We start from the raw sequence: 25,522 nt of genomic DNA on the forward strand, positions 1-25,522 counted from the left end.
CGTCGCAGGTGGTGCGGCCCCGGGACGGCATGCGGCTCTAGGGTGGTCCGGTGGCGACGTATCGGATTGGCGAAGCGGCTGAACTGCTCGGGGTCAGCGTGGACACGGTGCGGCGCTGGGTGGACGCCGGTCGGCTGGCCGCGACCCGGGACGAACACGGCCACCGGAGCATCGCCGGTGCGGACCTCGCCAGCTTCGCGCGCTCCCTGGCGGAGACGCCGGACGGCGGCACCGGCCGCTCCTCGGCCCGCAACCGGCTGCGCGGCATCGTGACGGCGGTGAGCCGGGATTCGGTGATGGCGCAGGTCGACATCCAGGCCGGGCCGTTCCGGGTGGTGTCGTTGATGAGCCGGGAGGCGGTCGACGAACTCGGCCTCGACGTCGGTTCGACCGCCGTCGCAGTGATCAAGTCCACCACGGTGGTGGTCGAACGGGGCTGACCTGCGGTCGGTCGGTACCGGCCATGCGGCTGGCGTGAATCAGATGTGAAGTCGGGCCGCTCTTTCTTTACAGAAAATGAGAAAACCGGCTTCCTTTCCGGTGTACCGGACGCCCGGAAGCGGTGTCGTCCAATTCGGATCGTGAGGAGAGTACGCCGCTGCGTGACCTGGTTGATTGCCGTAACCGGTTCCGTGGCGCGGCAGGCGCCGAATGGTTCGGTTCCCGCGCTCGCCGCACCTCTTGGTTACGCACAGTGTTGTCGACAGAGTCATTGAGCAATGTTGTCTCCCGGCCCTGAGCTGGTGTATTACCAATCTGGACGCCCGCGCTGTCAATTCTGTGACTAACAGCCAGTTAGTGTGGTGCCGGCGCGCGTTGCCCGTGGATTTTCTCGCAGATCTAGGGCAAAGTGGCGTCACCCACAGACCGAACCACTCGACCTCGCCCTGGATCTGAGGGAAAGAAAGGTCGGGCGCAGCGGGTGGGTGGAGATGGGTACCTGGGGTGAGGCCATGGGGAGGCGCACGATGAACAATGAGGTGAACCGCGGCGGTGCAGTACCGCCGATCTGGGGTCACTACAGCGAGTCGGAACCCGATTTCGCTACCTGTCTGCTCTATCTGGACTGCGGCGACGACCCGTCCCGCAGCCTGGCTCTGTTGGAGCACTGGTACGACGAGGCGTGCCGGTTGCTGCTGCCCTTCGTGCAACCGGCGGGCGCGCCCGAACCGTGGCTGTCGCTCAGCGCGTACGAGCAGCACCCGGACGGACGGGCCCGACGCCGCCGGCCACAGCGCTGGGCGGATGGACTGACCGAGGGGCTCTACCAGCTCTCCGCGCACTGGGCCGACGTCGACCCGGCCGCCGTCGCGTCCGAGCTCGAGCTCTACGTCTTCCGCTTCGCCCACCACCGGCACCTCAAACTGCAGGTGTCGGTCGGATTCGAGGGCCGCCCGGGACGGCTGGCGCAGGTGCTGCCGGCCCTGGTCGAACTCACCCGACGGGTCGGGGACGTGGCGAACCCGTCGTACGGCGAGATCGTGATCAACGCCGGCACGGTCGCGCCCTCGACCATCCTGGACTCGGTGCTCTCCCGGCCGGTCGAGGAGTCGGCCCAGTTCAGCCGCAGCTACCTGCGGGGCTACGAGTGGGTGACGCTCTGCCCGGAGGAGCTGCTGGTCCGCCTCGGCGGTGTCTCGGCGCTGCGGGAAACCGGCGTCTTCGCCGAGGTGGTGCCGCTGACGTACGGCGGCGCGTTGCTGCGGGCGACCCAGTCACCGGTCGACTACCGGGGTGACCGGGTCCGTGCCGTGTTCCGCGCGCTGGCACCGGTGCTCCCGTCCGGCCAGCCGCACGACCTGTCGGCCGACCTGCCGGCGCAGGACCTGAGCCGGATCGTCTTCGCCGACGCGGCGTACCCGTACGGGGCGCTCGATCTCGGCCCGGCCCTGCCGGCCAAGGCCGGCGTCGGTTCGGCCCCGGCGCCCGCGCCGGCGATGGCCCCGCAGAACTGGGGCGGCTTCGGTCCGGCCGGCTCCGCCGCCCCGGTACGCCGCGACTTCTGACCCGGGGTCAGCCGGGTGCCGGCTGTCGGGGCACCCGGGACGGGCGGAGCGGGTGAGTGCTCGGGTGCCGGTCCGGGCCACGGCGGCGGCTTCCGGTCAGAGCGCGACGCCGTGGTCCATGAATCGGCCACGGCGCCGCGTTCGTGCCGTCAGGCCCGGGTGCAGGTGGTGCCGTTCAAGGTGAATGCGGTAGGTGCGGTGTACCCGCCGCCGTGGGTGCCCTGGTAGCCGAAGGAGACCGTGCTGCCGGGGGCGATGGTGCCGTTCCAGCCGATGTTCCGGGCGGTCACCGCCGACCCGCTCTGGGTCACGTTGGCGTTCCAGGCACTGGTGACCTGCTGCCCCGAGGGCAGGTTGTACGCGAGCGTCCAGCCGTTGACCGGGCTGGATCCGGTGTTGGTGACGCTGACGTCGGCGGTGAACCCGTTCTGCCAGGAGTTCGAGGTGTAGCCGACCCGGCAGCCGCCGGTGCCGGGGTTCGGCGGTGTGGTGGGCGGGCCGGCGGTCGGCGGTGTGGTCGGCGGTGTGCCGCTGTTGACGGCGGCGGAGAACGAGTTGACCCCGAGTCCGGCGCCGCCCTGCCACGGTTCGAAGCCGGCCTGCACGCTGGTCAGGTACCAGGAGTTGGTGATCGCACCCCGGTTGCGTACGTCGTTGATGAAGTCGAGCACGCTGAAGTTCCAACTCGTGATCGCCGACGGCGCCACGTACGAGACGACGTTGTTCCCGCCGTTGTTGCCGGTCCAGACCTCCCAGCTGCGACCCCCGACCGTGGCACTGCCGGTACGCGAGCCGATCGGTTGGATCGAGCCCTGCCGGTTGAACCAGATCATGATCTCCATCTGGTTCACCCCGGTGGTCTTCGGCGTCGGGTCGAGCCAGATGTCGTAGGACGCGTTGTAGGTCGCCCCGCTGACGTACGTGTAGTTGATGCTGCTGGTGGCACTGCTGATCCGGCTCACCTGCATGGGCAGGTTGGTCCCGGGCGAACAGTTGCCGTAGTGGCAGCCGAGGTAGACCGACGGGTACGACACCGGTGCCCCGTTGGTCGGCGCCGAACCCTGCTGGCTGAGTACGGAGAAACCGGTGTCGGTGACGTTGATGCACTGCTGGGCGGTGGTGCCCCAGCGGTTGTTCTGGACCACGTAGCGGCCCTGGATCGTGGTCGATCCGTACTGTTCGCAGATCTGGGTGTCGGCCTGGGCCGGGCCGGCGGCGGCGATGGCGACGAGCGAGCCCGCGATGAGCAGGCCGGCGGCCACGAGGGCGCGAGCGGTTCTCATGGATGCTCCTTGGACGGTGGGTGTCCGTACGTGCGGCGAAAACATGTGGTGGCGGCGATGACGGGAGCGCTCCCACGCCTGCCAACACATTGACACGCTTGAAATTCCAGCGCAACTCCCACTCCACCCCCACCGCTCTCGATCAAGGGCAAAGCCGCGCTGGACGATCTCCTGGCGGAGCGATTTGCCCTAGATCAACGAGGCGGGGCGGGGGGAGGGGGGGAGGGAGGGGTGGCGGGAGGGGGTGGGGCGTTAGGGGGTGGGGAGGAGGGGGCGGGCGGCGCGGACCTGGGCCAGGGTGGCGTTCAGTGCGACGACAACCCGGTCCTCGGTGGTGGCGGCGAGCCGGCTGGCCGGGATGGAGAGGCTGATCGCGTCGGTCGCCGGCGACTGGAGGGGGACCGCCATGGCGAAGCAGACGATGCCGTCCGTGTTCTCCTCCCGGTCGACCGCGTAACCACGGGACCGGATGGTGGCCAGTTCGGCGTGGAGTGTGTCCGGGTCGGTGATGGTCCGGCCGGTCAGCGCGGCCAGCGGCCAGTGCAGCAGCCGGTCGACCGCCTCGTCTGCCCGCTCCGCGAGCAGCACCTTGCCCAGCGCGGTGGCGTGCGCCGGCAGGTGCCGGCCGATCGCGCTGTAGAGCCGTAACGGGTGGATCGATTCGCGTTTGGCCAGGTAGACGACGTGTGGCCCGTCGAGTCGACCGAGGTGAACGGTCTCGCCGAATTCGCTGGCGAGCTGGTCGAGCACGCCGCTGAGCAGGCCGGTCACGGTGTCCGTCTCCAGGTACGCGGCGCCGACCTGGAGGGCGCGTACGCCCAGGCCGAACCGGGTGCCGGTGGCGTCGGCCTCGACCCAGCCGCGCTTCATCATCGTCCGCAGGATGCCGTGCAGGCTGCTCTTCGGGATGCCGAGCGCTCGGGTCAGCTCGACCAGCGAGCGGGGCCCGGTGCCGTCCGCCAGTGCCTCCAGCACGTCCAGGGTCCGCCCGGCGGACTTGACCGGCTGGAATGCCCCTTCCCTGAGGGTGTCGGCGGCTGTCGTCATGGCTGCCACTCTAGTGCTCTTGACAGCTTCGATGACCGCACTAGGGTCACGTATGTGACTAGCGTTCATCATTCTGAACAATCATCGGGTTCGTCGGAGGCCGCAGCGGTCCCGTCGGCCATCGCGGCCGGCCGGATCCTGCCCGTGGTGGTGCTGGAAGAGGCCGCCGCCGCCGAGCCGCTCGCCGTCGCGCTGACCGAGGGCGGCCTGCACACGGTCGAGGTGACCTTCCGGACCGACGCCGCGGCCGACGCGATCCGGGTCATGTCGCAGCGGCCGGACCTGCTGGTCGGCGCCGGCACCGTACTCACCCCGGCGCAGGTGGACCGCGCCGTCGAGGCGGGTGCCCGGTTCGTGGTCAGCCCCGGGTTCGGGCCCGCCGTGGTGCGGCACTGCCAGGAGTTGGGCGTACCGGTCTTTCCCGGTGCGGCGACCGCCACCGAGATCCAGCTCGCCCTCGACGCGGGGCTGGACACGGTGAAGTTCTTCCCGGCCGAGCAGCTCGGTGGGCTCGCCATGATCAAGGCGTTGGCCGCGCCGTTCCGCTCGGTGCGGTTCATCCCGACCGGCGGGGTCAACACCAGCAATCTCTCCGACTACCTCGCCAACCCCTCGGTGCTGGCCGTCGGCGGCACCTGGATGGTCGCCCCGGCCCTGCTCGCCGCCGGACGCTGGGACGAGGTCACCCGACTGACCGCCGCCGCCGTCTCCGCCGCCCACGCCGTCGGCGGAAGTCAGGAGTGATGACGATGTTCGAGCTTCGTCCAGCCGACGAGTGCCGGTACGACCTGGTCTCCCTCGGCGAGATCATGCTGCGGCTCGACCCGGGCGAGGGCCGGGTGCGTACCGCCCGTGGCTTCCGCGCCTGGGAAGGGGGCGGTGAGTACAACGTCGCCCGGGGGCTGCGCCGTTGCTTCGGCCTGCGTACCGCCGTGGTCACCGCCTTCGCCGACAACGAGGTGGGACGGCTGCTGGAGGACCTGGTCCTGACCGGCGGCGTGGACACCTCACTGATCAAGTGGATGCCGTACGACGGCATCGGGCGCACCGTCCGCAACGGACTCAACTTCACCGAACGCGGCTTCGGCGTACGGGGCGCGGTCGGCACCTCGGACCGGGGGCACACCGCCGCCAGTCAGCTCCGCGCCGAAGACGTCGACTGGGACCACCTCTTCGGCACGCTCGGCGTGCGCTGGCTGCACACCGGCGGCATCTACGCCGCCCTCTCCGAAACCACCCCGGAGACGATCGAGGCGGCGATGGCCGCCGCGCGTCGGCACGGCACGGTCATCTCGTACGACCTCAACTACCGGCCCAGCCTCTGGAAGGCCGTCGGTGGTCAGGCGCGGGCGCAGGAGGTCAACCAGCGGCTGGCCCGGTACGTCGACGTGATGATCGGCAACGAGGAGGACTTCACCGCCTCGCTCGGCTTCGAGGTGCCGGACACCGACGAGTCCCTCGCCGAGCTGGACGTGGCGAACTTCCGTCGCATGATCGAGGCGGTGACCAAGGAGTACGGCAACTTCCGGGTGGTCGCCACGACGCTGCGTACCGTCCGAAGTGCCACGGTCAACGACTGGGGTGCGGTCGCCTGGTCCGCCGCCTCGGGTTTTGTCGAGGCGACCCACCGGCCGAACCTGGAGATCCTCGACCGGGTCGGCGGCGGGGACAGTTTCGCCTCCGGTCTGGTGTACGGGTTGATGGCCCACGGTGACCTCGCCCTCGCGGTGGAGTACGGCGCGGCCCATGGCGCGCTCGCCATGACCACCCCCGGGGACACCTCGATGGCCAGTCGCAAGGAGGTCGAGGCCCTGATGCGGGGCAGCGGGGCACGCGTCCAGCGCTGACAATTCCCTGGGGAGACTCCGGCGCCACCAGAGGTGGTGCTATCGGTCAGCGGTCGCACGGAGTAGCGTCTTGGCTTCAACGCGTGCCGAGTCCCCTCCCGGAGGCGTCACCACCATGCTCGGTTCCACCCTGCGCATCCTCGTCGTCGGCGGGGGCATCGCCGGCCTGGCCACCGCTCGTGCCCTCCGTCTCGCCGGTTTCCGGCCGGAGGTGACCGAGTGGCAGTCGGCGCCGATGGCGATCGCGGGCGGCATCTACCTGTTGGGTAATGCCGCCCGCGCACTGCGTGAGCTCGGGTTGGACGGCCCGGTCCGCCCGCTCGGCCAGGTGGTCGGGCGGCAGCGCTTCCTCGACGTACGCGGCCGGCGGCTCTGCGAGCTGGACAACGGCCTGGTCTGGGCCGGGGTGGGGGAGTGCCGGGCACTGCCCCGGGCCGACCTGCACCAGGTGCTGCTCACCGCGGCCGGCGGGGAGGTGCGGTACGCCACCGGGGTCGACGCGCTGGAGCTGAGCCCGGAAGGGGTCGAGGTCACCTTCGACGATGGCCGGCAGGGGGAGTACGACCTGGTCATCGGGGCCGACGGCCGGCATTCGACGGTCCGTACGCTGGCCGCCCTCGGTGGCCCGGCCCGACCGGTCGGGCAGGTCACCTACCGCAGCGTGGTCACCGGTGGGCCACGCGTCACCGACTGGACCGCACTGCTCGGCCAGCACTCCGCGTTTGTCATCGTCCCGATGGGCGCCGGCCGGTTGCACTGCTACGCCGACGAGACCTGGGGCGAGATACCAGTGGACCCGGTGGCCCGGCTGCGGGAACGCTTCGCCGAGTACGGCGGGCCGGTGCCGGCGGTGCTCGACGCGATCCGCTCGGTCCGGGTGGCCTCGAGTGACGAGGTCGAGTTGGGACGTTGGTCACGTGGCCGGGTGGTGCTGGTCGGTGACGCGGCGCACGCCACCGCGCCGACGTTGGCCCAGGGGGCCGCGATGGCGTTGGAGGACGCGCTGGTCCTCGCCGGGGCGTTGGCCAAGGCCGAGACGGTGACCGAGGCGCTTGTCCGGTACGAGAGCCGACGGCGCCCGCGTACCAAATGGGTGTTGGACCGGACCCGGGACCGGGACCGGACCCGGGACGTCCCGCCGCCGTTGCGTGACCCGTTGCTGCGTGGTCGTGGTGCGCGCATCTTCGCCGAGCACTACCGTTTGCTGCTCGACCCGGCGTAACCGCCCACTTACCACCTGATCCGGCGTAACCCGTCGCCGTGCCGCCGGCCGGGGTGCGCGGGGCACGGGAGCGCCCCCGACGGCGCGTCCGACCACCCGGCGCTGAAGCCACCGCTGCTGGGGACTATTCTCGCCTCCGAGATACGGCCAACAGAGAATCAACAGCGCGTGCGGATCAGATCTGTGGGCGCAGTGGGACTAACGAGAACCGGAGGCCACTCGTGACCACCGTCGCACCGAAGCCGATCGTGACCCGGCCATGGCCGGTCCGCCAGCCGGTCAGGGGTTCGGCCATCGCGCGGCTGCTGCGTACGACGGACGCGAAGCAGATCGGGATCATGTACATGATCACCGCGTTCGCGTTCTTCATGATCGGCGGCCTGATGGCGCTGCTCATGCGGGCCGAGCTGGCCCGGCCGGGGCTGCAGTTCCTGTCGCCTGAGCAGTACAACCAGCTCTTCACCATGCACGGCACGATCATGCTGCTCTTCTTCGCGACGCCGATCGTGTTCGCTTTCGCGAACTACGTGGTGCCGTTGCAGATCGGCGCACCGGACGTTTCCTTTCCGCGGCTGAACAGCTTCGCCTACTGGCTCTACCTGTTCGGTGGCACCATGGCGCTGGCCGGTTTCGCCAGCCCCGGTGGCGCCGCCGACTTCGGCTGGTTCGCGTACGCGCCGTTGAGCAGTGTGGAGAACTCGCCGGGTGTCGGCGCCAACCTGTGGATCGTCGGCCTGGCGGTCTCCGGTCTGGGCACCATCCTCGGTGGCGTGAACATGATCACCACGATCCTCACGCTCCGTGCGCCCGGCATGACGATGTTCCGGATGTCGATCTTCACCTGGGCCATCCTGGTCACCAGCCTGCTGGTCATCATGGTCTTCCCGCTGCTCGCGGCGGCCCTGTTCGCGCTCGCCGCGGACCGGATCCTGGGGGCACACGTCTTCGACGCGGCCACCGGCGGACCAATGCTCTGGCAGCACCTCTTCTGGTTCTTCGGTCATCCCGAGGTCTACATCGTCGCGCTGCCGTTCTTCGGCATCATCAGCGAGGTCATCCCGGTCTTCTCCCGCAAGCCGATGTTCGGCTACAAGGGCATGGTCGGCGCGATGATCGGTATCGCCGCACTCTCGATGAGCGTCTGGGCACACCACATGTTCGCCACCGGTCAGGTGCTGCTGCCGTTCTTCTCGTTCCTCAGCTTCCTGATCGCCGTACCGACCGGTATGAAGTTCTTCAACTGGATCGGCACCATGTGGCGTGGCCAGATCAGCTTCGAATCGCCCATGCTCTGGGCGGTCGGCTTCCTGGTGACGTTCCTCTTCGGTGGTCTCTCCGGGGTGCTGCTGGCCAGCCCGCCGGTCGACTTCCACGTCTCCGACACCTACTTCGTGGTGGCGCACTTCCACTACGTGCTCTTCGGCACCATCGTGTTCGCCGTCTTCGCCGGCATCTACTTCTGGTTCCCGAAGATGTTCGGCCGGATGCTGGACGAGCGCCTGGCCAAGGTGCACTTCTGGCTCACCATGGTCGGCTTCCACACCACCTTCCTGGTGCAGCACTGGCTCGGCGCCGAGGGCATGCCCCGGCGGTACGCCGACTACCTGCCCGGGGACGGCTTCACCACGTTGAACACGATCTCCACGATCGGTGCGTTCATCACGGGCATCTCGACCCTGCCGTTCCTCTACAACGTGTGGAAGTCGTACAAGACCGGCCCGGTGGTGGAGGTCGACGACCCGTGGGGCCACGGCAACTCGCTCGAATGGGCCACCAGCTCGCCGCCGCCGCTGCGGAACTTCGACCGGATGCCCCGGATCCGCTCCGAGCGGCCGGCGTTCGACCTCAAGTTCCCGCACCTCGCCGCAGGTCACTCCCTGGCCGGTCCGCCTGAGGGTGGCGCCAAGCCGCTGACCAGCGAGTCCGACGGTGGGGCCAGCTACCAGGAGGACGTCGCCTCCGACATCGACCGGCACTGAACCACCGGTCGAACAGAGCGCCACGAGGGCGCCGACCCCCTGGGGGTCGGCGCCCTCGCCGTATCCGGGACGCTGGACCCAGCCGGGCGTTCAGTGTGGTCCGAGCGGTTCAGCGCGGTCTGGGCTGCCAGCATCGGAGCATGCTCTGGGCCGCCAGCATCGGAGCGTGTGCTGGGCGGCTCAGCGTGGGCTGGAGGAGCCCGCCCCGCTGGCCGCCAACGTGGCCTCCCCGGTCGGCTCGGCGGCCGGTGCCGGCCTGGTCGCGGCCCGCTGCCGGCGCCGCAGTTCGAGCGGCAGCACCACCAGCGCGATCACCGTGCCGAGCAGGCCGGTCGCGGCGAAGCCCCAGGCCGGGGACGAGGCGTCGATGACCGCGCCGGCCGTCGGCGCCCCGATGGCGATGCCAACGGTGATCGCCGAGCCGTGCAGGCCCATCGCCTCACCCCGTACGCTCGCCGGTGCCAGCCGGCTCACCGCGTCCGAGCTGGCCGCGAGGGTCGGGGCGCAGAGCGCGCCAGCGGGCAGCAGGGCGAGGCTGAGCAGCCACCACTGCCCGCCGCCGAGCCCCACCGGAATGGTGGCCAGGCCGAGCAGGATCGTCAGCAGCAGCGGCGAGACCGGTCGGGAGAGCGCGCCGTACGCGAAGCCGCCGAGGAGCGAGTAGGTGGCCCACATCGTCAGCACCGCACCGGTCCAGCCGACCTGCCCGGCGTCGCGCAACACTGCCACCACGGCGACGTCGGTGCCGCCGAGCACCAGCGTGCTGGCGGCGGCCAGTGCGAGCAGGCCCACCAGGCGGGGGGTGAGCCAGTCCCGGCGGGCCAGTGGAGCCGCCGGGGTGGTCGACTCCGACTGGGTACGGGTCGGCGGGTCGAGTACGAACAGGAGCACCCCGGAGAGGACCATGCCGGCGCCGATGGCGTACATGGCGACCTCCGGCGACACGGCGGTGGCCAGGAGTACGGCGAGCGCCGGCCCGGTCATGAAGGAGACCTCGACCGACATCGAGTCCAGCGCGTACGCCGGCCGCCGTTGGTCCGGTGGCACCAGCGCGGCGATCGACTGCCGTACCACCGAGAAGACCGGCAGTGTCAACAGGCCGCCGAGCAGGACCGAGCCGAGCAGGAACGGGTACGACAGGCTCGGCGCGGCGACCCAGAAGACCGCGGACGCGACGGTGGTGACGATCAGCAGTGGTCGCAGTCCGCGTCGGTCGACCAGCCGGCCGAGCAGGGGTGCGCCGAGCGCCGAGCCGACCGTCATGAACGCGCCGACCAGACCGGCCGGCCCGTAGCCGTAACCGAGGCCGACCACGTGCAGGGTCATCACCACGGCACTGGCCGCCATCGGCACCCTGGCCAGGATCGACACCAGCAGCAGTGGCCGCAGTCCGGGAAGCGTGAGCACTTCCCGGTAAGGCTTCATATTCAACACGGTCCGTACCTCCTGGAACATCTTGGCCCAGTGGTACGGCCCGCGGGCTACCGGATTTCCCCGGTTCCTCGGCGGTGGTGGCGGTCTGCCCGGTTCAGGCTGCTTTGACCACCGGTTCGCCGCGTAGTGTGACGCCCGCCTCACCCAGTTCGTCCAGCGCCAGTTCGGTGCTGTGGCCGGACACCCCTGCGGTCAGGTCGAGCAGCACAGTGGTGTCGAATCCCTCCCGGCGGGCGTCCAGTGCGGTGGCCCGCACACAGTGGTCAGTGGCGATCCCGACCAGTTCGACCGTGTCGACGTCGTGTTCGCGCAGCCAGTCGGCCAGTCCCGCGCCGTTGTCGGCGTACCCCTCGAACCCGGAGTACGCCGCCGCCCGCTCACCCTTGCGGAACACCGCCTCGATCCGGTCCGTACGCAGGTTCGGATGGAATTCGGCGCCGGGCGAGCCCGCCACACAGTGGGCCGGCCACGAGTGCGCGTAGTCCGGCACCTCGGCGAAGTGGGCGCCCGGGTCGACGTGGTAGTCCTTGGTCGCCACGATGTGCCGCCACCGTTGCGGCTCGGCCGCGATCAGGTCGGAGATCGCCGCCGCGACCTCGGCGCCGCCGCCGACCGCGAGCGAACCGCCCTCGCAGAAGTCGTTCTGCACGTCGACGATGATCAGTGCTCGACTCATCTGGGTCGCCTTTCACAGATGTCTTGGTTCAGTTCGTGGGCACGACGGTGACCGGGATCGTCGGATCTCCGGCGGAGAGCTTGAGCCCCTCCCAGGGGATCGAGATGAGGCACTGGCGCAGGTGCTCCCGGGACTCGACCAGTCCGGGCAGCTCCACCGGCTCGCCTCCGACCAGGTAGCTGCGCTGGAGCAGCCGGTCGTTCGGCCGGTGGTCGGGCACCCCCTGCGAGACCACGATCTCCTCGGTCGCGGTCCCGGTCGGCTTGTGGCGGCGGATCGCCACCTTGCGACCGCCGACGGTCGCCTTGTTCTCCGAGCGTTTGACCACCGGGCGCCCGTCGACCTCGACCAGCTTGTAGACCAGCCCGGCGGTGGGGGCGCCCGAGCCGGTGACCACCGCGGTTCCGGCGCCGTACATGTCGACCGGTTCGGCGGCGAGTGCGGCGATCGCGTACTCGTCCAGGTCACCCGACACGATGATCTTCGTCTCGGTCGCGCCGAGCGAGTCGAGCAACTCACGCGAGTGGTGCGCCAGCACCGACAGGTCACCCGAGTCGATCCGGATCGCCCGCAGGTCCGGGCCGGCGACCGCGATCGCGTTCCGGATGCCCTGGGCGATGTCGTACGTGTCGACCAGCAGCGTGGTCCCCTTGCCCTGCGCCGCCACCTGCGAGGCGAACGCGGCCGACTCGTCGTCGTGCAGCAGCGTGAACGCGTGCGCGGCGGTGCCGGCGGTCGGGATGCCGTACCGCTGGCCGGCGGCCAGGTTGGAGGTGAAGCCGAAACCGGCCAGGTACGCCGACCGGGCGGCGGCGACCGCGGCCTCCTCGTGGGCGCGCCGGGAACCCATCTCGATCACCGTACGGCCCCGGGCGGCGGTGACCATCCGGGCCGCCGCGGCGGCGATCGCGCAGTCGTGGTTGAGCACCGACAACGCCAGCGTCTCCAGCAGTACGCACTCGGCGAAGGTGCCGGAGACGGTCAGGATCGGCGAGCCGGGGAAGAAGAGCTCACCCTCGGCGTACCCCTCGATGTCACCGGTGAAGCGGAACCGGGACAGCCAGGCGGCGGTCTGTTCGTCGACCACCCCGGCCTCCCGCAGCCAGGCCAGTTCGGCGTCGTCGAAGCGGAAGTCGCGGACCAGCTCGACCAGCCGGGCGGTGCCGGCGACCACACCATAGCGTCGGCCGGTGGGCAGTCGACGGGTGAACACCTCGAAGACGCACTGGCGGTCCGCCGTGCCGTCACGCAGCGCGGCACTGACCATGGTCAGCTCGTAGTGGTCGGTCAGCAACGAGGAATGAGGAGTGCTCACCCGCCTAGCCTAAGCGCGCGCCAGCGCGACCGGGACAGCATGACCGCAGCGTTCACGGTCTGGCCTTGCCGTCGTGGTCCGGCAGCGCACGCAGCGCCGGCCACAGCTCGCCGCGCCCGGTCACGCCGAGCTTGGTGTAGACCCGCTGGAGGTGGTTCTCCACCGTCCTGGTCGAGATGTAGAGCTGCTCGGCGATGTTGCGGCTCGGCACCCCACCGGCGGCCAGCCGGGCGATCTGGCGTTCCCGTTCGGTCAGTGCCGGCTGCTCGGCGGTCAGCGCCGGTGTGCGTACGGTGTCGCAGCGTTCCAGCAGCGCGCTCAGCCGTACGTTCGCCTCGTGCGCCCGGGGTGACTTGGCCTCGCGGAGCCGGGCCACCGCCATCGCGGTCGCCTCGGCGGCGTACAGGTTCAGCTCCAGCTCGTCGAAGCTGCTCGCCACGGCGAGGAGTTCGTCACCGGAGCGGGCGGCGACCGCCCGGGCGTGTCGGGCCAGCAGCGGGGGCAGAACGCCTTCGACGGTCTCGGTCAGTTCGGTCAGCCGGTGTGCCACGCTCTGCCGTCGACCGTCCCGGGTCTCCCGGCCGACCTCCAGTTGGGCGCGGTCCAGCCGGACCAGGTCGTGTAGCGCCAACACCTCGTGCCCGGTGAGACCGTCCCGCCGCAGGTTCCCGACCAGAGTGGTCAGGTGGTCGACGGCCCCTTCCAGGTTGCCGACCGACGCGAGTACGGCCGCGCGGGCCTGCTCCCGCCACGGATAGAGGATCTCCATCCCGGGCGAGTGTGTCTGGTCGGAGACGGCCATCGCGTCGGTGGCCTGCGTGGTGTCGCCCTGTAGCGCCGCCGCGTGGGCCCGTTCGGCGTGGGCCAGGCCGGCGAAGACCCGACTGGTCGCGAGCACCGCGCACGCGTCGGTGCTGGTCCGCAGCGCCTCCCCGGTCCGGCCGCGCAACCGGGCGGCCTGGGCACGCAGGATTGACAGATAACCGGAGCCGAGCCGGAAGTCGCCGGCCACCGCCAGGTCGGCGAACTCGGCGGCGACGATCTCGTCGATGCCCTTCAGGTCACCGGCGAGCGCGAGTCGGGTACCCCGGGCCAGTTCCAGGGCGAGTTGCAGGTAGGGCATGTCGCCCCGCCACAGCGCCTCGTCGGCCGCCACCCCGGTCACCGCACGCCCACTGTGTTGCAGCTCGCCCTGGGCGGCTTGGAGGTGCGCGATCGTGCACCGGGCCAGTCCCCGGGCGGAGAGTGTCGCCGCCGGCCGGTCCAGCACCGCCCGGCTCAGTCGGAGCGCCTCGGCGAAGTCGAGCTGGTGCAGGCGCATGATGGCTTCGAACGCGCGGACCCGGGCCCGCGCGGGCGGGTCGACGAGCTGTTCGGCCGCCGCCGAGATCTCCTTGACGGTCGACTGCTCACTCAGGCCCCAGTACGTCACCATGCCCCGTACGGTCAGCCACCGGCCGCGTCGCTCGTCGGTGGTGACCTGGTCGGCGACGCCGTCCAGGACGCTGATCGCCCGCTCCGGCTGATCGGTGAACATCAGGATGGTGGCGAGCAGTTCGGCGGCGTCGAAACCGCCGTCGTTCTTGAGCGCCGCCCTGGCCAGTCGGGCGGCGAGCGGTACGTCGAACCGACCGAACGCCTGGCCGGCCGCGCGGAGCAGCAGCCCGGAGTCCTGCACGGTGTCGGAGTCGAGCCGCCACACCGCCACCCGGAGCAGGTCGTCCCTCCGGTTCCTGCCAACCCGCTCCACCAGGTCGGCGAGTTCGGCCTTCAGCCGGCGGGCCCGGCTCGCCGGGCACTGCTTGCGGACCAGGTCACCGTAGAGCGGGTGGGCCAGGAACACGTTCACCCGGCGGTCGTCGTGTTCCTCACGGATCAGCCCACGATTCTGGACGGCGTCCACGTCCGCCGGCTCGGTGACGTCCTGCAACAGCCGGATGCCGATCGGTTCGCCGATGGCGACCAGTTCGAGTACCCGGCGTTCTCCGGGGCTGAGTTGCCCGATCCGGGTGTCGATCAGCTCTTCCAGGCTCGGGCCCAGTTCCACCGGGCCGGAACGGGTCCAGCTCCAGGTGCCGATGTCGTTCCGGACCAGTTCGTTGTTGGCGACCCCGGCGAGCACCAGTTCGCGCAGCATCAGCGCGTTGCCCTGGGCGTGCCGGTAGAGCTTGTCGGCGGAGATGCCGTCCAGGTGACCGCCGAGCAGTTCGTCCAGGAGTTCGTGCGCCTCGGACAGGTCCATCGCCCGCAGTACGGCGTACTCGACCAGGTCGTCCCTCCACAGTGCCCGGATCGAGAGCGGGATCTCCTCGCCGCTGCGTACCGTGCAGAACACCTTGGCGTTCGCGGAGTGTGCGATCAGGTAGACCAGTGCGGCGGAGGACTGGTCGAGCAGGTGGGCGTCGTCGATGGAGAGCACGATGTTGCGCCCGGCGGCCTGCTGCTGGAGGGCGTCGAGGGCCCAGCGCAGCACCCCGGCGGCGGAGAGACCGGCCGGCTGGTCGGCCGGCAGTACCTGGGCCAGGCCGCCGAACGGCAGCCCACTGGTGGCGATGTTGCCGGAAGCCTGCCAAACTGCGAACTTCTCCGGTGGCAGCCGTTCGACAGCTTCCCGGAGAAGTCTGCTCTTGCCGATTCCGGCTTCACCACTGAAAATGAGGCCGCGCCCACTCGAACTGGTGGCGGCGGCGGTGATACGGGCGAGTTCAGCCGCGCGGCCGACGAAGTTCCACAGAACCATCCACGCAGCATATCGATCTGACTCGTTCCGAGTGTGGCCCGCGACGCGCCGGAGTTGAGTATCGCTACGGATGCTGATGAGTAGCGGTGGTGCTCGCAGCGTGCGGGTATCGACACGTAGCGTTTTCTTCGTCCGGGGCTGAATGCCGGACTCGTACCCGTCCGGCGCGATCCGTCGGGCGCTCCATCTGGTCAGGGAGGCCGCCGCATGGAGTCCGGACCTCGGTTCACCAACATCGGTTCCGGGCCGGTTCGCACGTTCGCCGACGCCGGGGTGGGCCCGGACCGGCGTCAGGACGTGCCCACGTCGTACGCGGCGCGGCCGGACCATTCCACCACCGTCCCCACCCCACCCGAGCCCGTACGCATCGACCAGCCGCTGATCGACCCCGTACCCGACGAGCCACTCGCGGTGGTCGCCGTCGGTCCCGCCGGTGGCGGTCGCGATGCCGTGGTCGCCGCCCTGCTCGAAGTCACCGAGTCCGCCCTGCGGGTGCCCGAGGGGACGTTCCTGGTGATCCGGCACGGCCCGAGGATCACCGGCTCCGCCTACCTGCCCGGATACCGGGAGCCCCACCCGTACGGCAACGAGGCGACCGGTGCCGGACCGGCGCTCGCCCGGCCGCCCCGCCGGGTCGAACTGACCCTTCCCGAGCCGTTGCTGCGCCGCTTCGACATGGTCGACACCCCGCACACCGGCGAACTCGGACCGGCCGGCACCCGGATCCTGCTCGACGTGGTCGACCGGGCCGGCGCGCTGCTCTTCGTCATCTCCGCCGAGCAGGCGCTGACCGCACCCGATCTCGATCTGCTGACCGAGGTCGCGCGCAGCGACGCGAAGGTCTTCTTCGTGGTGACGCCCGGCGCGGGCGGCTGGCCCGACCCGGGCGAGACCGACCTGGTCACCGACGTCGACTGGACCGCCGGCCTCGACCCGGAGATCGGGTACGTGCTCACCGACGCCGCCACCGACCCGATCCAGGTGATCCTCGACGCCCACCGGGCCGCCCTGCTGGCTGCGGTCCCGTCGCTGGCGGACGCGAAATGGCTGGCCCTGGATCCCGGGCACGAGGACGCGGGCCATCTCCGCCGGGCGCTGACCGACTGGGCCGAGCCGGCGGCGATGCACCGGGTCGCCGCGCATCCCCCGGTCGCCCCGGACGCCACCCGTACCGTCCCGGTCGCGTCGACCGCGCACGACTCGGACTGGGCCGACTGGCTAGACCGGGAGGTGCACACGCGGGCGCACCGGCTACGGCAGCACCTCGCGCTCGAACTCGCCAACATCCACCTCCGCTGTGTGCAGGAACTCGTCTTCGGCGGGGGCTGCCGGGCCCTTCCCGGGGCGCTCGACCGGGAACTGCACGCGCTCTCCCTGCGGGCGGTCGACGAATCCGACCGGGGCGTGGAACGGATCCTGGCCGAGACCCTCACCCGGGTTTTCGGCACACCCCCGGACGAGGCCGTACGGCGACGGGTGGCGGTCGCCGTACGGTGGGGCTTCGACGAGGAGCGCAGCGGACGCGAACTGGCCCGGGTACTGCTGGTCACCAGCACCGGCGGAGTGGCCACGGTCACCGGGGCGGCGGCGGTGGCGGCGCTGGCGGTCTACCCCGGTGAACTGGGCGGCGTGGTGCTGCCGCCGATCGGAGCCGGTCTTTCCGGCGGCTGCTACCAGCACTGGCGCAGCCCCTCGAACGCCGACGTCGCCAAGGCCCGGTCCTGGCTCCAGCGCGCACTGCGGGAGGTCGAGCTGGAACTCGCCCGGGAACTGACCCGGCGGTTCGAAGCGGTCCAGTCGTCCCTCGGCACGGTGCTCCACGACGCGGTCGACCACGGCATCCTGCTCGCCTGAGATGCGCCGGTTCGTCGGTCACGGCGAAGTTCCGGATATCGGCGGCGTTCCGGTTCAACAGTTCCCGCGACGCAGTGGCACGATGGAGGGCATGGCGGCTCCCCAGATCGCACCAGTCGAGACGCCGGACACCGAGGAGGTGCCGGTCTCCGACCGGGCCTGGGTCACCATCGTGTGGGACGACCCGGTGAATCTGATGTCGTACGTCACGTGGGTGTTCCAGAAGCTCTTCGGCTACAGCCGTGAGAAGGCCGAGGAGTTGATGCTCGACGTGCACCACAAGGGGCGCGCCGTGGTCTCCAGCGGGGCCCGGGAGCGGATGGAGCACGATGCCTCCCAGCTGCACGCGTACGGGCTGTGGGCGACGGTCGACCGGTCGTGAAGACTGGGCAACGGGTCGACCGGGCCGGTCGAGCGGGCGAGGGTGACGGGGAAGCGGAGTGAGCATGTTCCGGCGGTACGGCGAGCACTGCGTGGCCACGTTCGCGACGGACGAGATCCGGGTCCTGCGTAAGGTCGCCGGTGAGGTTGTGGGACTGCTCACCGACGGCTTCGACCATGACGATCCGGTGGTCGGTCGGCTCTTCCCGGACATCTACCCCGACGATCCGGGCAACTCGGCCGAGTTCCGCCGCTACACCGAGGGCGACCTCAAGACCGGCAAGATCGATCAGGCCGGGGCGATCCTCGCCGCGCTCCCCCCGGAGACCGGGGGTGAGGTACGTCTCGATGCCGAGGCGGCCGAGGCCTGGCTCCGCGCCCTCAACGACGCCCGACTGGCGATGGGCGTACGGCTGGAGATCAAGGACGGCACCGACCTGAGTGACGAACTCGACCAGGCCCTCGTGGCGGACCCGACCTCGAGCCGGGTCTTCCAGCTCTCCGTCTACGCCTACCTCGGCTACCTCCAGGAGTCCCTGCTCAACGCCCTCGTCGACTAGCTCCGACGCCAAAGTACGTCGACAAGGAAGGGCCCCTTGTTATCGCCAGGCGATAACAAGGGGCCCTTCCTTGTCCGCCCGCGAGCGGGCGGCTCAGCCGAAGGTGAGCGCGGCCAGTTCGTCGTCGTCCAGGGTCAGCGCGGCGGCTGCCACCGAATCGAGGATCGACTCCGGGCGGCTCGCCCCGGGGATCGGGATGACCACCGGCGACTGGGCCAGGTGCCAGGCCAGGCAGATCTGCTGCGGGCTGACCCCACGGGACGCGGCCACGTCGGCGAAGGGCTGGAACCGGCTGCCCAACTGCGCGGCCTGGGCGATGCCGCCCAGCGGCGCCCAGGGCAGGAAGGCGATGCCCAGTTCGTCGCAGAGCATCAGTTCCGGCTCGGAGCTGCGGAACGCGGGGGAGAACTGGTTCTGCACCGAGACCAGTCGGCCGCCGAGGACCTCCTGGGCCTCCCGGATCTGCGCCGGGTTGGCGTTCGAGATGCCGGCCATCTGGATCTTGCCCTCGTCGAGCAGGTCCCGCAGGACGCCGATCGAGTCCGCGTACGGGACCGACGGGTCCGGGCGGTGGTGCTGGTAGAGGCCGATCGACTCGACGCCGAGCCGCTTGAGTGATGCCTCACAGGCGGCCCGGAGCGACTCGGGTCGACCGTCGCTGCCCCAGCTGCCGTCGCCGGGCCGGAACATCCCGCCCTTGGTGGCCACCAGCACGTCCGAGCTGTCGCCCCCGTAGCTGGCCAGCGCCCGCGCGATCAACGACTCGTTGTGGCCGACCTCGTCGGCGTGTATGTGATAGGCGTTCGCCGTGTCGATCAGGGTGACACCGGCGTCGAGCGCGGTGTGGATGGTACGGATCGACCGGCTCTCGTCGTCCGGGCGACCCTCGATCGACATCGGCATACCGCCGAGCCCGATCGCGCTCACCTCGACCGCACCGATGCGGCGGTTCTTCATGGCGGAGCCCTCCTTGCATTGAGTTTCCGCTAACAGCTTCCCTCCCGGTGGCCGGGCTAACCCGGTTGGGGTCCCACCCGATGAGGTGGCCGGAGTTGGTGCGCCGGAACAGGCGGTAGGCTGGTGCCGTGCTGAGCATCGACCGGGCGATCCGCGACGCGATCGTCGCGCACGCTCGTCGGGACCACCCCGACGAGGCCTGCGGTGTGGTCGCCGGCCCGGCCGGCAGTGATACGCCGACCCGACACATCCCGATGGAAAACTCCGCCCGCTCGATGACCTTCTACGAGTTCGACTCGATGGAGCAGTTGCGGGTGTGGCGGGAGATGGACGATCGGGACGAGGAGCCGGTGGTGATCTACCACTCGCACACCGCGACCGAGGCGTACCCGTCCCGCACCGACATCGCTTTCGCCGGTGAGCCGGGTGCCCACTACCTGCTGGTCTCCACCCGCGACCCGGACTCCGAGGAGATTCGCTCGTTCCGGATCGTCGATGGAGTGGTGACCGAGGAGCCGGTCCAGATCGTCGAGGCCGCGGTGGACCCGCACGCCGTGCAGTCCTACATGTTCGGGCAGAGCCCGACGACGGTCGACTACGAGTGTTCCGGCCGCTGACCCGAGATCGCGGGTAGCGCCCTGTCCGTAGTCCCTTCCCCTGAAACCGTCGCACTCTAGGAGTAACGCCATGGCCATCGAGGTTCGCATCCCCACCATCCTGCGCAGCTACACCGGCGGCGCGAAGGTCGTCGAGGGCGCCGGAGACACCCTCGCCGAGCTGCTGTCCAATCTCGACTCCACGCACTCCGGCCTGCGGGGCCGGCTCGTCACGGACGAGGGTGCGCTGCACCGGTTCGTCAACATCTACGTCAACGACGAGGACGTACGGTTCCTCGGTGCCCTCGACGCGAAGGTCGCCGACGGCGACACCGTGACGATCCTGCCGGCCGTGGCCGGCGGCGCGTTCGGCTTCGCGGCGGCGGCCGCGATCCTGTCGCACACCGCCCGCTGAGGGAGATCGCCGTGGCGCGGTACGACAGCCTGCTCGACGCCTGCGGCGGCACGCCGCTGGTGGGTCTGCCCCGCCTGTCGCCGACGGTGCCCGAAGGGGCACCGCCGGTGCGGCTCTGGGCGAAACTCGAGGACCGCAATCCGACCGGCAGCATCAAGGACCGGCCGGCGCTGTACATGGTCCGGGCCGCCGAGGCGGCCGGTCGGCTCCGGCCGGGCGACACGATCCTCGAACCGACCAGTGGCAACACCGGCATCTCGCTGGCGATGGTGGCGAAGCTGCACGGTTACCGCCTGGTCTGCGTGATGCCGGAGAACGTCTCCGCCGAGCGGGTGCAGCTGCTCCGGATGTACGGCGCGGAGATCATCTTCTCGCCGGCCGCCGGTGGCTCCAACCAGGCGGTCGCGACGGCGAAACAGATCGCCTCCGAACACCCCGACTGGGTGATGCTCTTCCAGTACGGCAACGAGGCGAACGCGCGCGCGCACTACGAGACCACCGGGCCGGAGCTGCTCCGGGACCTGCCGACGATCACCCACTTCGTGGCCGGACTGGGCACCACCGGCACCCTGATGGGAACGGGGCGGTTCCTGCGCGAGAAGGTCGACGAGATCGAGATCGTCGCGGCCGAGCCCCGCTACGGCGAACTGGTCTACGGGCTGCGCAACATCGACGAGGGCTATGTGCCGGAGTTGTACGACGCGACCGTACTCAACCGGCGGTTCTCCGTCGGCACCCGTGACGCGGTGCTGCGTACCCGGCAACTGGTCGAGGTGGAGGGGATCTTCGCGGGTTTCTCCACCGGGGCCATCCTGCACGCCGCGCTCGCCGTGGCACACGAGGCGGTACGCGCCGGCCGCCGCGCCGACGTCGCCTTCGTGGTGGCCGACGGTGGCTGGAAGTACCTCTCGACCGGCGCGTACGGCGGCACCCTCGGCGACGCCGAGGAGGCCCTGGAGGGCCAACTCTGGGCGTGAGTCGGACCGGTCGCCCTGGCGGTGCTACGGCCGCTCGGGGCGACCGCCGGCTACAACGCGGCGAGGGTCAGTGCCAGGTTGGCCGCGAGCGGCAGGGTGGCCAGGCTCAGCATGATCCAGGGCAGTCGGGGGTGCCGGATGAAGAGGAACGCGACCATGGTGAGCGCGATCCCGCCGAGACCCATGGCGGCGATGGTTGGTTCGTACCAGTTCGGGGCCAGACCCGCGACCACGGCGACCAGTCCGCGCAGTCCGGCCGCGAGGCCGACCAGGCCCAGGACGGTGGCCCAGCCGCACACCCCGAGGATCTGCCGGCTGGTGCCGCGCGGGCCGGCCCGCCGGGTGCAGATCGGGTGGTCGGCGGTTGGTGCGGCCCAGGGTACGTGCGGCGACCGCACGACCGGCGGCCTGCTCTCCCCGGACGTCGCCGCGCCGGTTGACGCGCCGGTCGCCGCGGTTTCGACCGCCGCCGTCGCGCCGCCCGGCGACGCGGTCGCGACTGCCAGCGTCGCGCTGCCCGTCGACGCGGTCGCCACCGCCACCGCCGCCGTCGCGCCGACCGGCGGCCTCGTCTCGGTGGACGCCGTGGATGCCGTCGCGGCGGCGGGCGCGATCGGGCGCGCGGGCCCGCCCGGCAGCGTGGCGACCGCATGATCGGCGGGCGTCGCCGGTCGGATCGATCCGGTCGCCACCAGCGGCACGGTGCCGACAGCGATCGTCGGCGTGGCCGCCCACTGGGCGCCGGCTGCCGTGGTGTCAGCTTCGGAGGGCACGGTGCACCGTCCTGGTCCAGGTCATTGCCCGCCGGGACCGGCGGACCTCGTCACCTGATGCAACGGTCAGGCGTGACAGGGCGTAACGGCGGGGTCGGTGAAGTCGTTCGGCCCAGGTGTGGGGCGGAGGTCGGACCGGTGTCACCTTGGCGACAACAAGCACGAGTTTTTTCTTGCGTCCCGGTGTCGGAGCGTAGGCTGCGCACCGTGACAGAGGCGCCGACGAAGATCGTCTACACATTGGTCGGCGGCCTGTCCGTGACCATCGGTAACTTCAGGACGACCGGATGCGACTGACAGTTCTGGGTTGTGCCGGGAGCTTTCCCGGTCCCGAGGCGGCGTGTTCGGCCTACCTGGTCGAGGCGGACGGATTTCGACTGCTGGTCGACTTCGGTTCCGGCTCACTCACCGCCCTGCAGCGCTACGCCGGACTGCACGCGGTCGACGCGATCGTCCTCACCCACCTGCACTGCGACCACATCCTCGACGCGGTCACCTACGTCGTGGTGCGCCGGTACGCCCCGGACGGCCCCTATCCACCGCTGCCGGTCTACGCCCCGGCCGGCGCCCCGGACCGGCTCGCCGCCGCGTACAGCCAGGAAGAGACGACCGTCGACGACGTCTACACCTTCTACGGCCTGCAACCCGGCACCTTCCCGATCGGGCCGTTCTCGGTCACCGTCGACCGGGTGAACCACCCGGTCGAGACCTACGGGGTACGACTGGAGCACAACGGCCGCTCGCTGGTCTACTCCTCCGACACCGCCCCCTGCGAGGCGCTGCTGCGACTGGCCCACGGCGCGGACCTCTTCCTCTGCGAGGCGAGCTACCTCGACGGCGTGGACAACCCGCCGGACCTGCACCTGACCGGGCGCGAAGCGGGGGAGATCGCCACCAAGTCGGAGGTCGGACGCCTGGTGCTGACCCACCTGGTCAGCGCCTGGGGCAGTGAGGCGCTGACCCACGAGGCCGCGGCGTCGGCGTTCGCCGGACCGGTGGAAATCGCCCGACCCGGCGCCCGGTACGACATCTAGCCATCGACGGCGACATCTTGTGCGGCACTGTTTGCCGGACGGTCAGCTGACCGTCGCCCGTCGCACCCGCACGGGTTCCACGGTGAGCGCATGCGCATCGCGATCGTCACGGAGTCCTTCCCACCTGATGTCAATGGTGTGGCGCACTCCGTTGTCCGCGCCGCCGAGCACCTGGTCCGCCGGGGTCACACCCCGATCGTGATCGCTCCGGCTCCGGCGTCGGCCACCCGCGACATCGGCGACGACCACCCCTATCCGGTGGTGCGGGTGCCGAGCGTGGCGGTGCCGCGCTACCGCGGTTTCCGGCTCGGCCTGCCCTCCGCCCGGCTCGCCGACACGCTCCACGAGCACGCCCCGGACGTGGTCCACCTGGCCAGCCCGTTCGTCCTCGGAGCCCGGGGAATGGCGGTGGCGAGCCAGCTCGACCTGCCCACCCTCGCGGTCTACCAGACCGACCTGGCCGCGTACGCCCGCCACTACCGGCTCGGATGGGGCGAGGCCGCCGCCTGGCGCTGGCTGCGTAACATCCACAACTCCGCCGACCGGACCCTCGCCCCCTCCACCCGCTCCGCCGCCGACCTGGTCGCGCACGGCGTACAGCGGGTGTGGTTGTGGCGGCGGGGCGTGGACAGTGTCCGCTTCGATCCGGCGCTGCGCAGCACGGCCATCCGAACCGCGCTCGCCCCCAACGGAGAACTGCTGGTCGGTTACGTCGGCCGGCTCGCCGTGGAGAAGCGGGTCGAACTGCTCGCCGAGACCTCCCGACTGCCCGGCGTACGACTGGTCGTCATCGGTGACGGGCCGGCCCGGCGGGACCTGGAGAAAGCCCTGCCCGGCGCGCTCTTCCTCGGCGCCCAGCACGGCGAGCAGCTCGCCCAGCTCTACGCCAGCCTGGACATCTTCGTGCACAGCGGCCCGTACGAGACCTTCGGTCAGACCGTCCAGGAGGCCCTGGCCAGCGGCCTGCCGGTGGTCGCGCCCGCGGCCGGCGGTCCGCTCGACCTGGTCGAACCCGGGGTCACCGGAACCCTGGTGCCACCGGAGGACGGCCCGGCGCTGGCCGAGGCGGTCGCCGAACTCGCCGCCGACCCGGAACGCCGCCGGGCGTTCGGCATCGCGGCCCGGGCCGGCGTCTCCGGTCGGAGCTGGGCGGCGGTCGGCGACGAACTGGTCGGCCACTACCGGGCGGTGCTGGCCGCCTCGGGTGCAGCCACGTCCCGGCGGATCGCCGCGTGACGGCGCTGCGCATCGTCCGGCTGGCGAACTTCGTCACCCCCCGCTCCGGCGGCCTGCGCACCGCGCTGCGCTGCCTCGGCGCCGGATACCGGGCGGCCGGGCACGAACCGGTGCTGGTGATTCCGGGGGAGCGGGCCAGCGACGAGATGATCGGCCCGGACCGGGTCATCACCCTGCCCGCGCCGGTGGTGCCCGGCACCGGTGGCTACCGGGTCCTGGTCGGCCGTGCCCCGCTGCGCCAGCTCCTCGAAGCGCTGGGCCCGGACCGGCTGGAGGTCTCCGACCGGTCGACCCTGCGCTGGACCGGAGCCTGGGCCCGCGCGCACGGCGTACCGTCGCTGATGGTGTCGCACGAGAGTCTCACCGGACTGCTCGGTGTCTGGGGCACCCCGGCTCCGCTCGGCCAACGGCTCGCCGACCGGCTCAACGCGCGCAGCGCGGCGACGTACGACCAGATCGTCTGCACCACCGGCTGGGCCGCGGCGGAGTTCCGGCGGATCGGCACGTCGAACCTGACCCAGGTGCCGCTCGGCGTCGACCTGGAGGCGTTCCACCCGGACCGGCGCAACCCCGAGGTACGCGCCGAGTACGTCGCCGACGGCGAGGTGCTGCTCGTCCACTGCAGCCGGCTCTCCCCGGAGAAGCGGCCCGAACTGGCGGTCGACGCGCTGGCGGCGCTCCGGGCGGCCGGCGTGCCGGCGACCCTGGTGGTGGTCGGCGACGGGCCGCGTCGGGGCGCGCTCGCCCAGCGGGCCGCCGGACTGCCGGTGCACTTCACCGGCTTCCTGCCCGACCGGGACCGGGTCGCGGCGCTGCTCGCCAGCGCCGACGTGGTGGTGGCACCGGGACCGGTGGAGACCTTCGGGCTCGCCGGGCTGGAGGCACTCGCCTGCGGTACGCCGGTGGTGGTGAACGCCGCCAGCGCGTTACCGGAGGTGGTCGGGGACGCGGGGCTGGGCGCCGACGGCACGGGTGCCGCCTTCGCCGAGGCGATCGGTGCCCTGCTGGCCCGGAGCGAGCCGGTACGACGGGCGGCGGCGCGGGCGCGGGCCGAAGGCTTCGGCTGGTCCGCATCGGTCGAGGGCTTCCTCCGGGCGCACGACGCCCCGGTCCGCTCGGACGCCCCGGTCGGCGCGTACGGACGCTCGGGGGTGCCCCAGGGCGGAGAGCTGAGGCCAAACGCATAGGCT

23 protein-coding genes are annotated in these 25,522 nt (G+C 70.9%); 15 read left to right on the forward strand and 8 right to left on the reverse strand.

Annotation, left to right across the window (positions count from 1 at the left end; all coding sequences use genetic code 11):
• Positions 1-50 precede the first annotated feature (50 nt).
• Both BDK92_RS24085 and BDK92_RS24090 read left to right on the forward strand, forming a co-directional pair.
• On the forward strand, positions 51-440 hold the full coding sequence (locus BDK92_RS24085) for a TOBE domain-containing protein (RefSeq protein WP_121158748.1): 390 nt from the start codon (positions 51-53) through the stop codon (positions 438-440).
• Positions 441-968: 528 nt separating this feature from the next.
• Positions 969-2,006, forward strand: a complete 1,038-nt coding sequence (locus BDK92_RS24090; RefSeq protein ID WP_147457105.1) for a hypothetical protein — start codon at positions 969-971, stop codon at positions 2,004-2,006.
• A 149-nt stretch (positions 2,007-2,155) separates the two neighbouring features.
• On the opposite strand, the gene BDK92_RS24095 is transcribed toward BDK92_RS24090, so the two are convergent.
• Together BDK92_RS24095 and BDK92_RS24105 are read right to left on the reverse strand one after the other, a co-directional pair.
• Complete coding sequence (locus BDK92_RS24095; protein WP_121158750.1) at positions 2,156-3,289, reverse strand: glycoside hydrolase family 12 protein; 1,134 nt, start codon at positions 3,287-3,289, stop codon at positions 2,156-2,158.
• Positions 3,290-3,541: 252 nt separating this feature from the next.
• Positions 3,542-4,336 (reverse strand): IclR family transcriptional regulator, encoded by a 795-nt coding sequence (locus BDK92_RS24105; RefSeq protein WP_246017217.1) that lies wholly within the window; start codon positions 4,334-4,336, stop codon positions 3,542-3,544.
• A gap of 54 nt (positions 4,337-4,390) precedes the next feature.
• On the opposite strand from BDK92_RS24105, the gene eda reads away from it, so the two are divergent.
• The 4 genes from eda (at position 4,391) to ctaD (ending at position 9,384) form a co-directional block, all read left to right on the forward strand.
• On the forward strand, positions 4,391-5,080 hold the full coding sequence (gene eda / locus BDK92_RS24110) for a bifunctional 4-hydroxy-2-oxoglutarate aldolase/2-dehydro-3-deoxy-phosphogluconate aldolase (RefSeq protein WP_121158752.1): 690 nt from the start codon (positions 4,391-4,393) through the stop codon (positions 5,078-5,080).
• Positions 5,081-5,085: 5 nt separating this feature from the next.
• Entirely contained in the window at positions 5,086-6,183 is a 1,098-nt protein-coding gene (locus BDK92_RS24115; protein WP_246017220.1) for a sugar kinase, read from the forward strand.
• 115 nt (positions 6,184-6,298) lie between these two features.
• Positions 6,299-7,405, forward strand: a complete 1,107-nt coding sequence (locus BDK92_RS24120) for an FAD-dependent monooxygenase (protein ID WP_121158754.1) — start codon at positions 6,299-6,301, stop codon at positions 7,403-7,405.
• 221 nt (positions 7,406-7,626) lie between these two features.
• On the forward strand, positions 7,627-9,384 hold the full coding sequence (gene ctaD / locus BDK92_RS24125) for an aa3-type cytochrome oxidase subunit I (RefSeq protein WP_121158755.1): 1,758 nt from the start codon (positions 7,627-7,629) through the stop codon (positions 9,382-9,384).
• 180 nt (positions 9,385-9,564) lie between these two features.
• Here ctaD and BDK92_RS24130 read toward each other — a convergent pair whose 3' ends face one another.
• The 4 genes from BDK92_RS24130 to BDK92_RS24145 all read right to left on the reverse strand — a co-directional run bounded on the left by BDK92_RS24130 (position 9,565) and on the right by BDK92_RS24145 (position 15,549).
• On the reverse strand, positions 9,565-10,839 hold the full coding sequence (locus BDK92_RS24130; protein ID WP_121158756.1) for an MFS transporter: 1,275 nt from the start codon (positions 10,837-10,839) through the stop codon (positions 9,565-9,567).
• Positions 10,840-10,912: 73 nt separating this feature from the next.
• Complete coding sequence (locus BDK92_RS24135; protein ID WP_121158757.1) at positions 10,913-11,494, reverse strand: nicotinamidase; 582 nt, start codon at positions 11,492-11,494, stop codon at positions 10,913-10,915.
• 28 nt (positions 11,495-11,522) lie between these two features.
• A complete protein-coding gene (locus tag BDK92_RS24140; RefSeq protein WP_121158758.1) occupies positions 11,523-12,809 on the reverse strand; it encodes a nicotinate phosphoribosyltransferase in 1,287 nt (428 codons plus the stop codon).
• Between the two features lie 52 nt (positions 12,810-12,861).
• Positions 12,862-15,549: a helix-turn-helix transcriptional regulator gene (locus tag BDK92_RS24145; RefSeq protein ID WP_121158759.1), complete on the reverse strand. Its 2,688-nt coding sequence runs from the start codon at positions 15,547-15,549 to the stop codon at positions 12,862-12,864.
• 207 nt (positions 15,550-15,756) lie between these two features.
• Between BDK92_RS24145 and BDK92_RS24150 the strand changes: the two genes are divergently transcribed.
• The 3 genes from BDK92_RS24150 to BDK92_RS24160 all read left to right on the forward strand — a co-directional run bounded on the left by BDK92_RS24150 (position 15,757) and on the right by BDK92_RS24160 (position 18,344).
• Positions 15,757-17,403 (forward strand): hypothetical protein, encoded by a 1,647-nt coding sequence (locus tag BDK92_RS24150; protein ID WP_121158760.1) that lies wholly within the window; start codon positions 15,757-15,759, stop codon positions 17,401-17,403.
• A gap of 91 nt (positions 17,404-17,494) precedes the next feature.
• Positions 17,495-17,785 (forward strand): ATP-dependent Clp protease adapter ClpS, encoded by a 291-nt coding sequence (clpS, locus tag BDK92_RS24155; RefSeq protein WP_121162531.1) that lies wholly within the window; start codon positions 17,495-17,497, stop codon positions 17,783-17,785.
• Between the two features lie 64 nt (positions 17,786-17,849).
• Positions 17,850-18,344 (forward strand): DUF2017 domain-containing protein, encoded by a 495-nt coding sequence (locus tag BDK92_RS24160; protein ID WP_211349657.1) that lies wholly within the window; start codon positions 17,850-17,852, stop codon positions 18,342-18,344.
• Between the two features lie 93 nt (positions 18,345-18,437).
• Here the strand turns inward: BDK92_RS24160 and BDK92_RS24165 are convergent, their stop codons facing one another.
• A complete protein-coding gene (locus BDK92_RS24165; RefSeq protein WP_121158762.1) occupies positions 18,438-19,301 on the reverse strand; it encodes an aldo/keto reductase in 864 nt (287 codons plus the stop codon).
• A 128-nt stretch (positions 19,302-19,429) separates the two neighbouring features.
• Between BDK92_RS24165 and BDK92_RS24170 the strand changes: the two genes are divergently transcribed.
• The 3 genes from BDK92_RS24170 (at position 19,430) to BDK92_RS24180 (ending at position 21,289) form a co-directional block, all read left to right on the forward strand.
• Complete coding sequence (locus BDK92_RS24170) at positions 19,430-19,918, forward strand: M67 family metallopeptidase (RefSeq protein ID WP_121158763.1); 489 nt, start codon at positions 19,430-19,432, stop codon at positions 19,916-19,918.
• 70 nt (positions 19,919-19,988) lie between these two features.
• Complete coding sequence (locus tag BDK92_RS24175; RefSeq protein ID WP_121158764.1) at positions 19,989-20,312, forward strand: MoaD/ThiS family protein; 324 nt, start codon at positions 19,989-19,991, stop codon at positions 20,310-20,312.
• Between the two features lie 11 nt (positions 20,313-20,323).
• The gene (locus BDK92_RS24180; protein ID WP_121158765.1) at positions 20,324-21,289 is read left to right on the forward strand and encodes a PLP-dependent cysteine synthase family protein; all 966 of its coding nucleotides are present in this window, start codon (positions 20,324-20,326) and stop codon (positions 21,287-21,289) included.
• A 50-nt stretch (positions 21,290-21,339) separates the two neighbouring features.
• Here the strand turns inward: BDK92_RS24180 and BDK92_RS38535 are convergent, their stop codons facing one another.
• A complete protein-coding gene (locus tag BDK92_RS38535; RefSeq protein WP_147457106.1) occupies positions 21,340-22,062 on the reverse strand; it encodes a hypothetical protein in 723 nt (240 codons plus the stop codon).
• Positions 22,063-22,349: 287 nt separating this feature from the next.
• Between BDK92_RS38535 and BDK92_RS24195 the strand changes: the two genes are divergently transcribed.
• The 3 genes from BDK92_RS24195 to BDK92_RS24205 all read left to right on the forward strand — a co-directional run bounded on the left by BDK92_RS24195 (position 22,350) and on the right by BDK92_RS24205 (position 25,519).
• A complete protein-coding gene (locus BDK92_RS24195; RefSeq protein ID WP_121158768.1) occupies positions 22,350-23,096 on the forward strand; it encodes an MBL fold metallo-hydrolase in 747 nt (248 codons plus the stop codon).
• Positions 23,097-23,186: 90 nt separating this feature from the next.
• On the forward strand, positions 23,187-24,332 hold the full coding sequence (locus BDK92_RS24200) for a glycosyltransferase family 4 protein (protein ID WP_121158769.1): 1,146 nt from the start codon (positions 23,187-23,189) through the stop codon (positions 24,330-24,332).
• Positions 24,329-25,519 (forward strand): glycosyltransferase family protein, encoded by a 1,191-nt coding sequence (locus BDK92_RS24205; RefSeq protein WP_484198852.1) that lies wholly within the window; start codon positions 24,329-24,331, stop codon positions 25,517-25,519. Before BDK92_RS24200 ends, BDK92_RS24205 begins: the two co-directional genes overlap by 4 nt.
• The last annotated feature ends 3 nt before the right edge of the window (positions 25,520-25,522 follow it).

It is taken from the genome of Micromonospora pisi (genome assembly GCF_003633685.1).
GTDB lineage: Bacteria > Actinomycetota > Actinomycetes > Mycobacteriales > Micromonosporaceae > Micromonospora_G > Micromonospora_G pisi.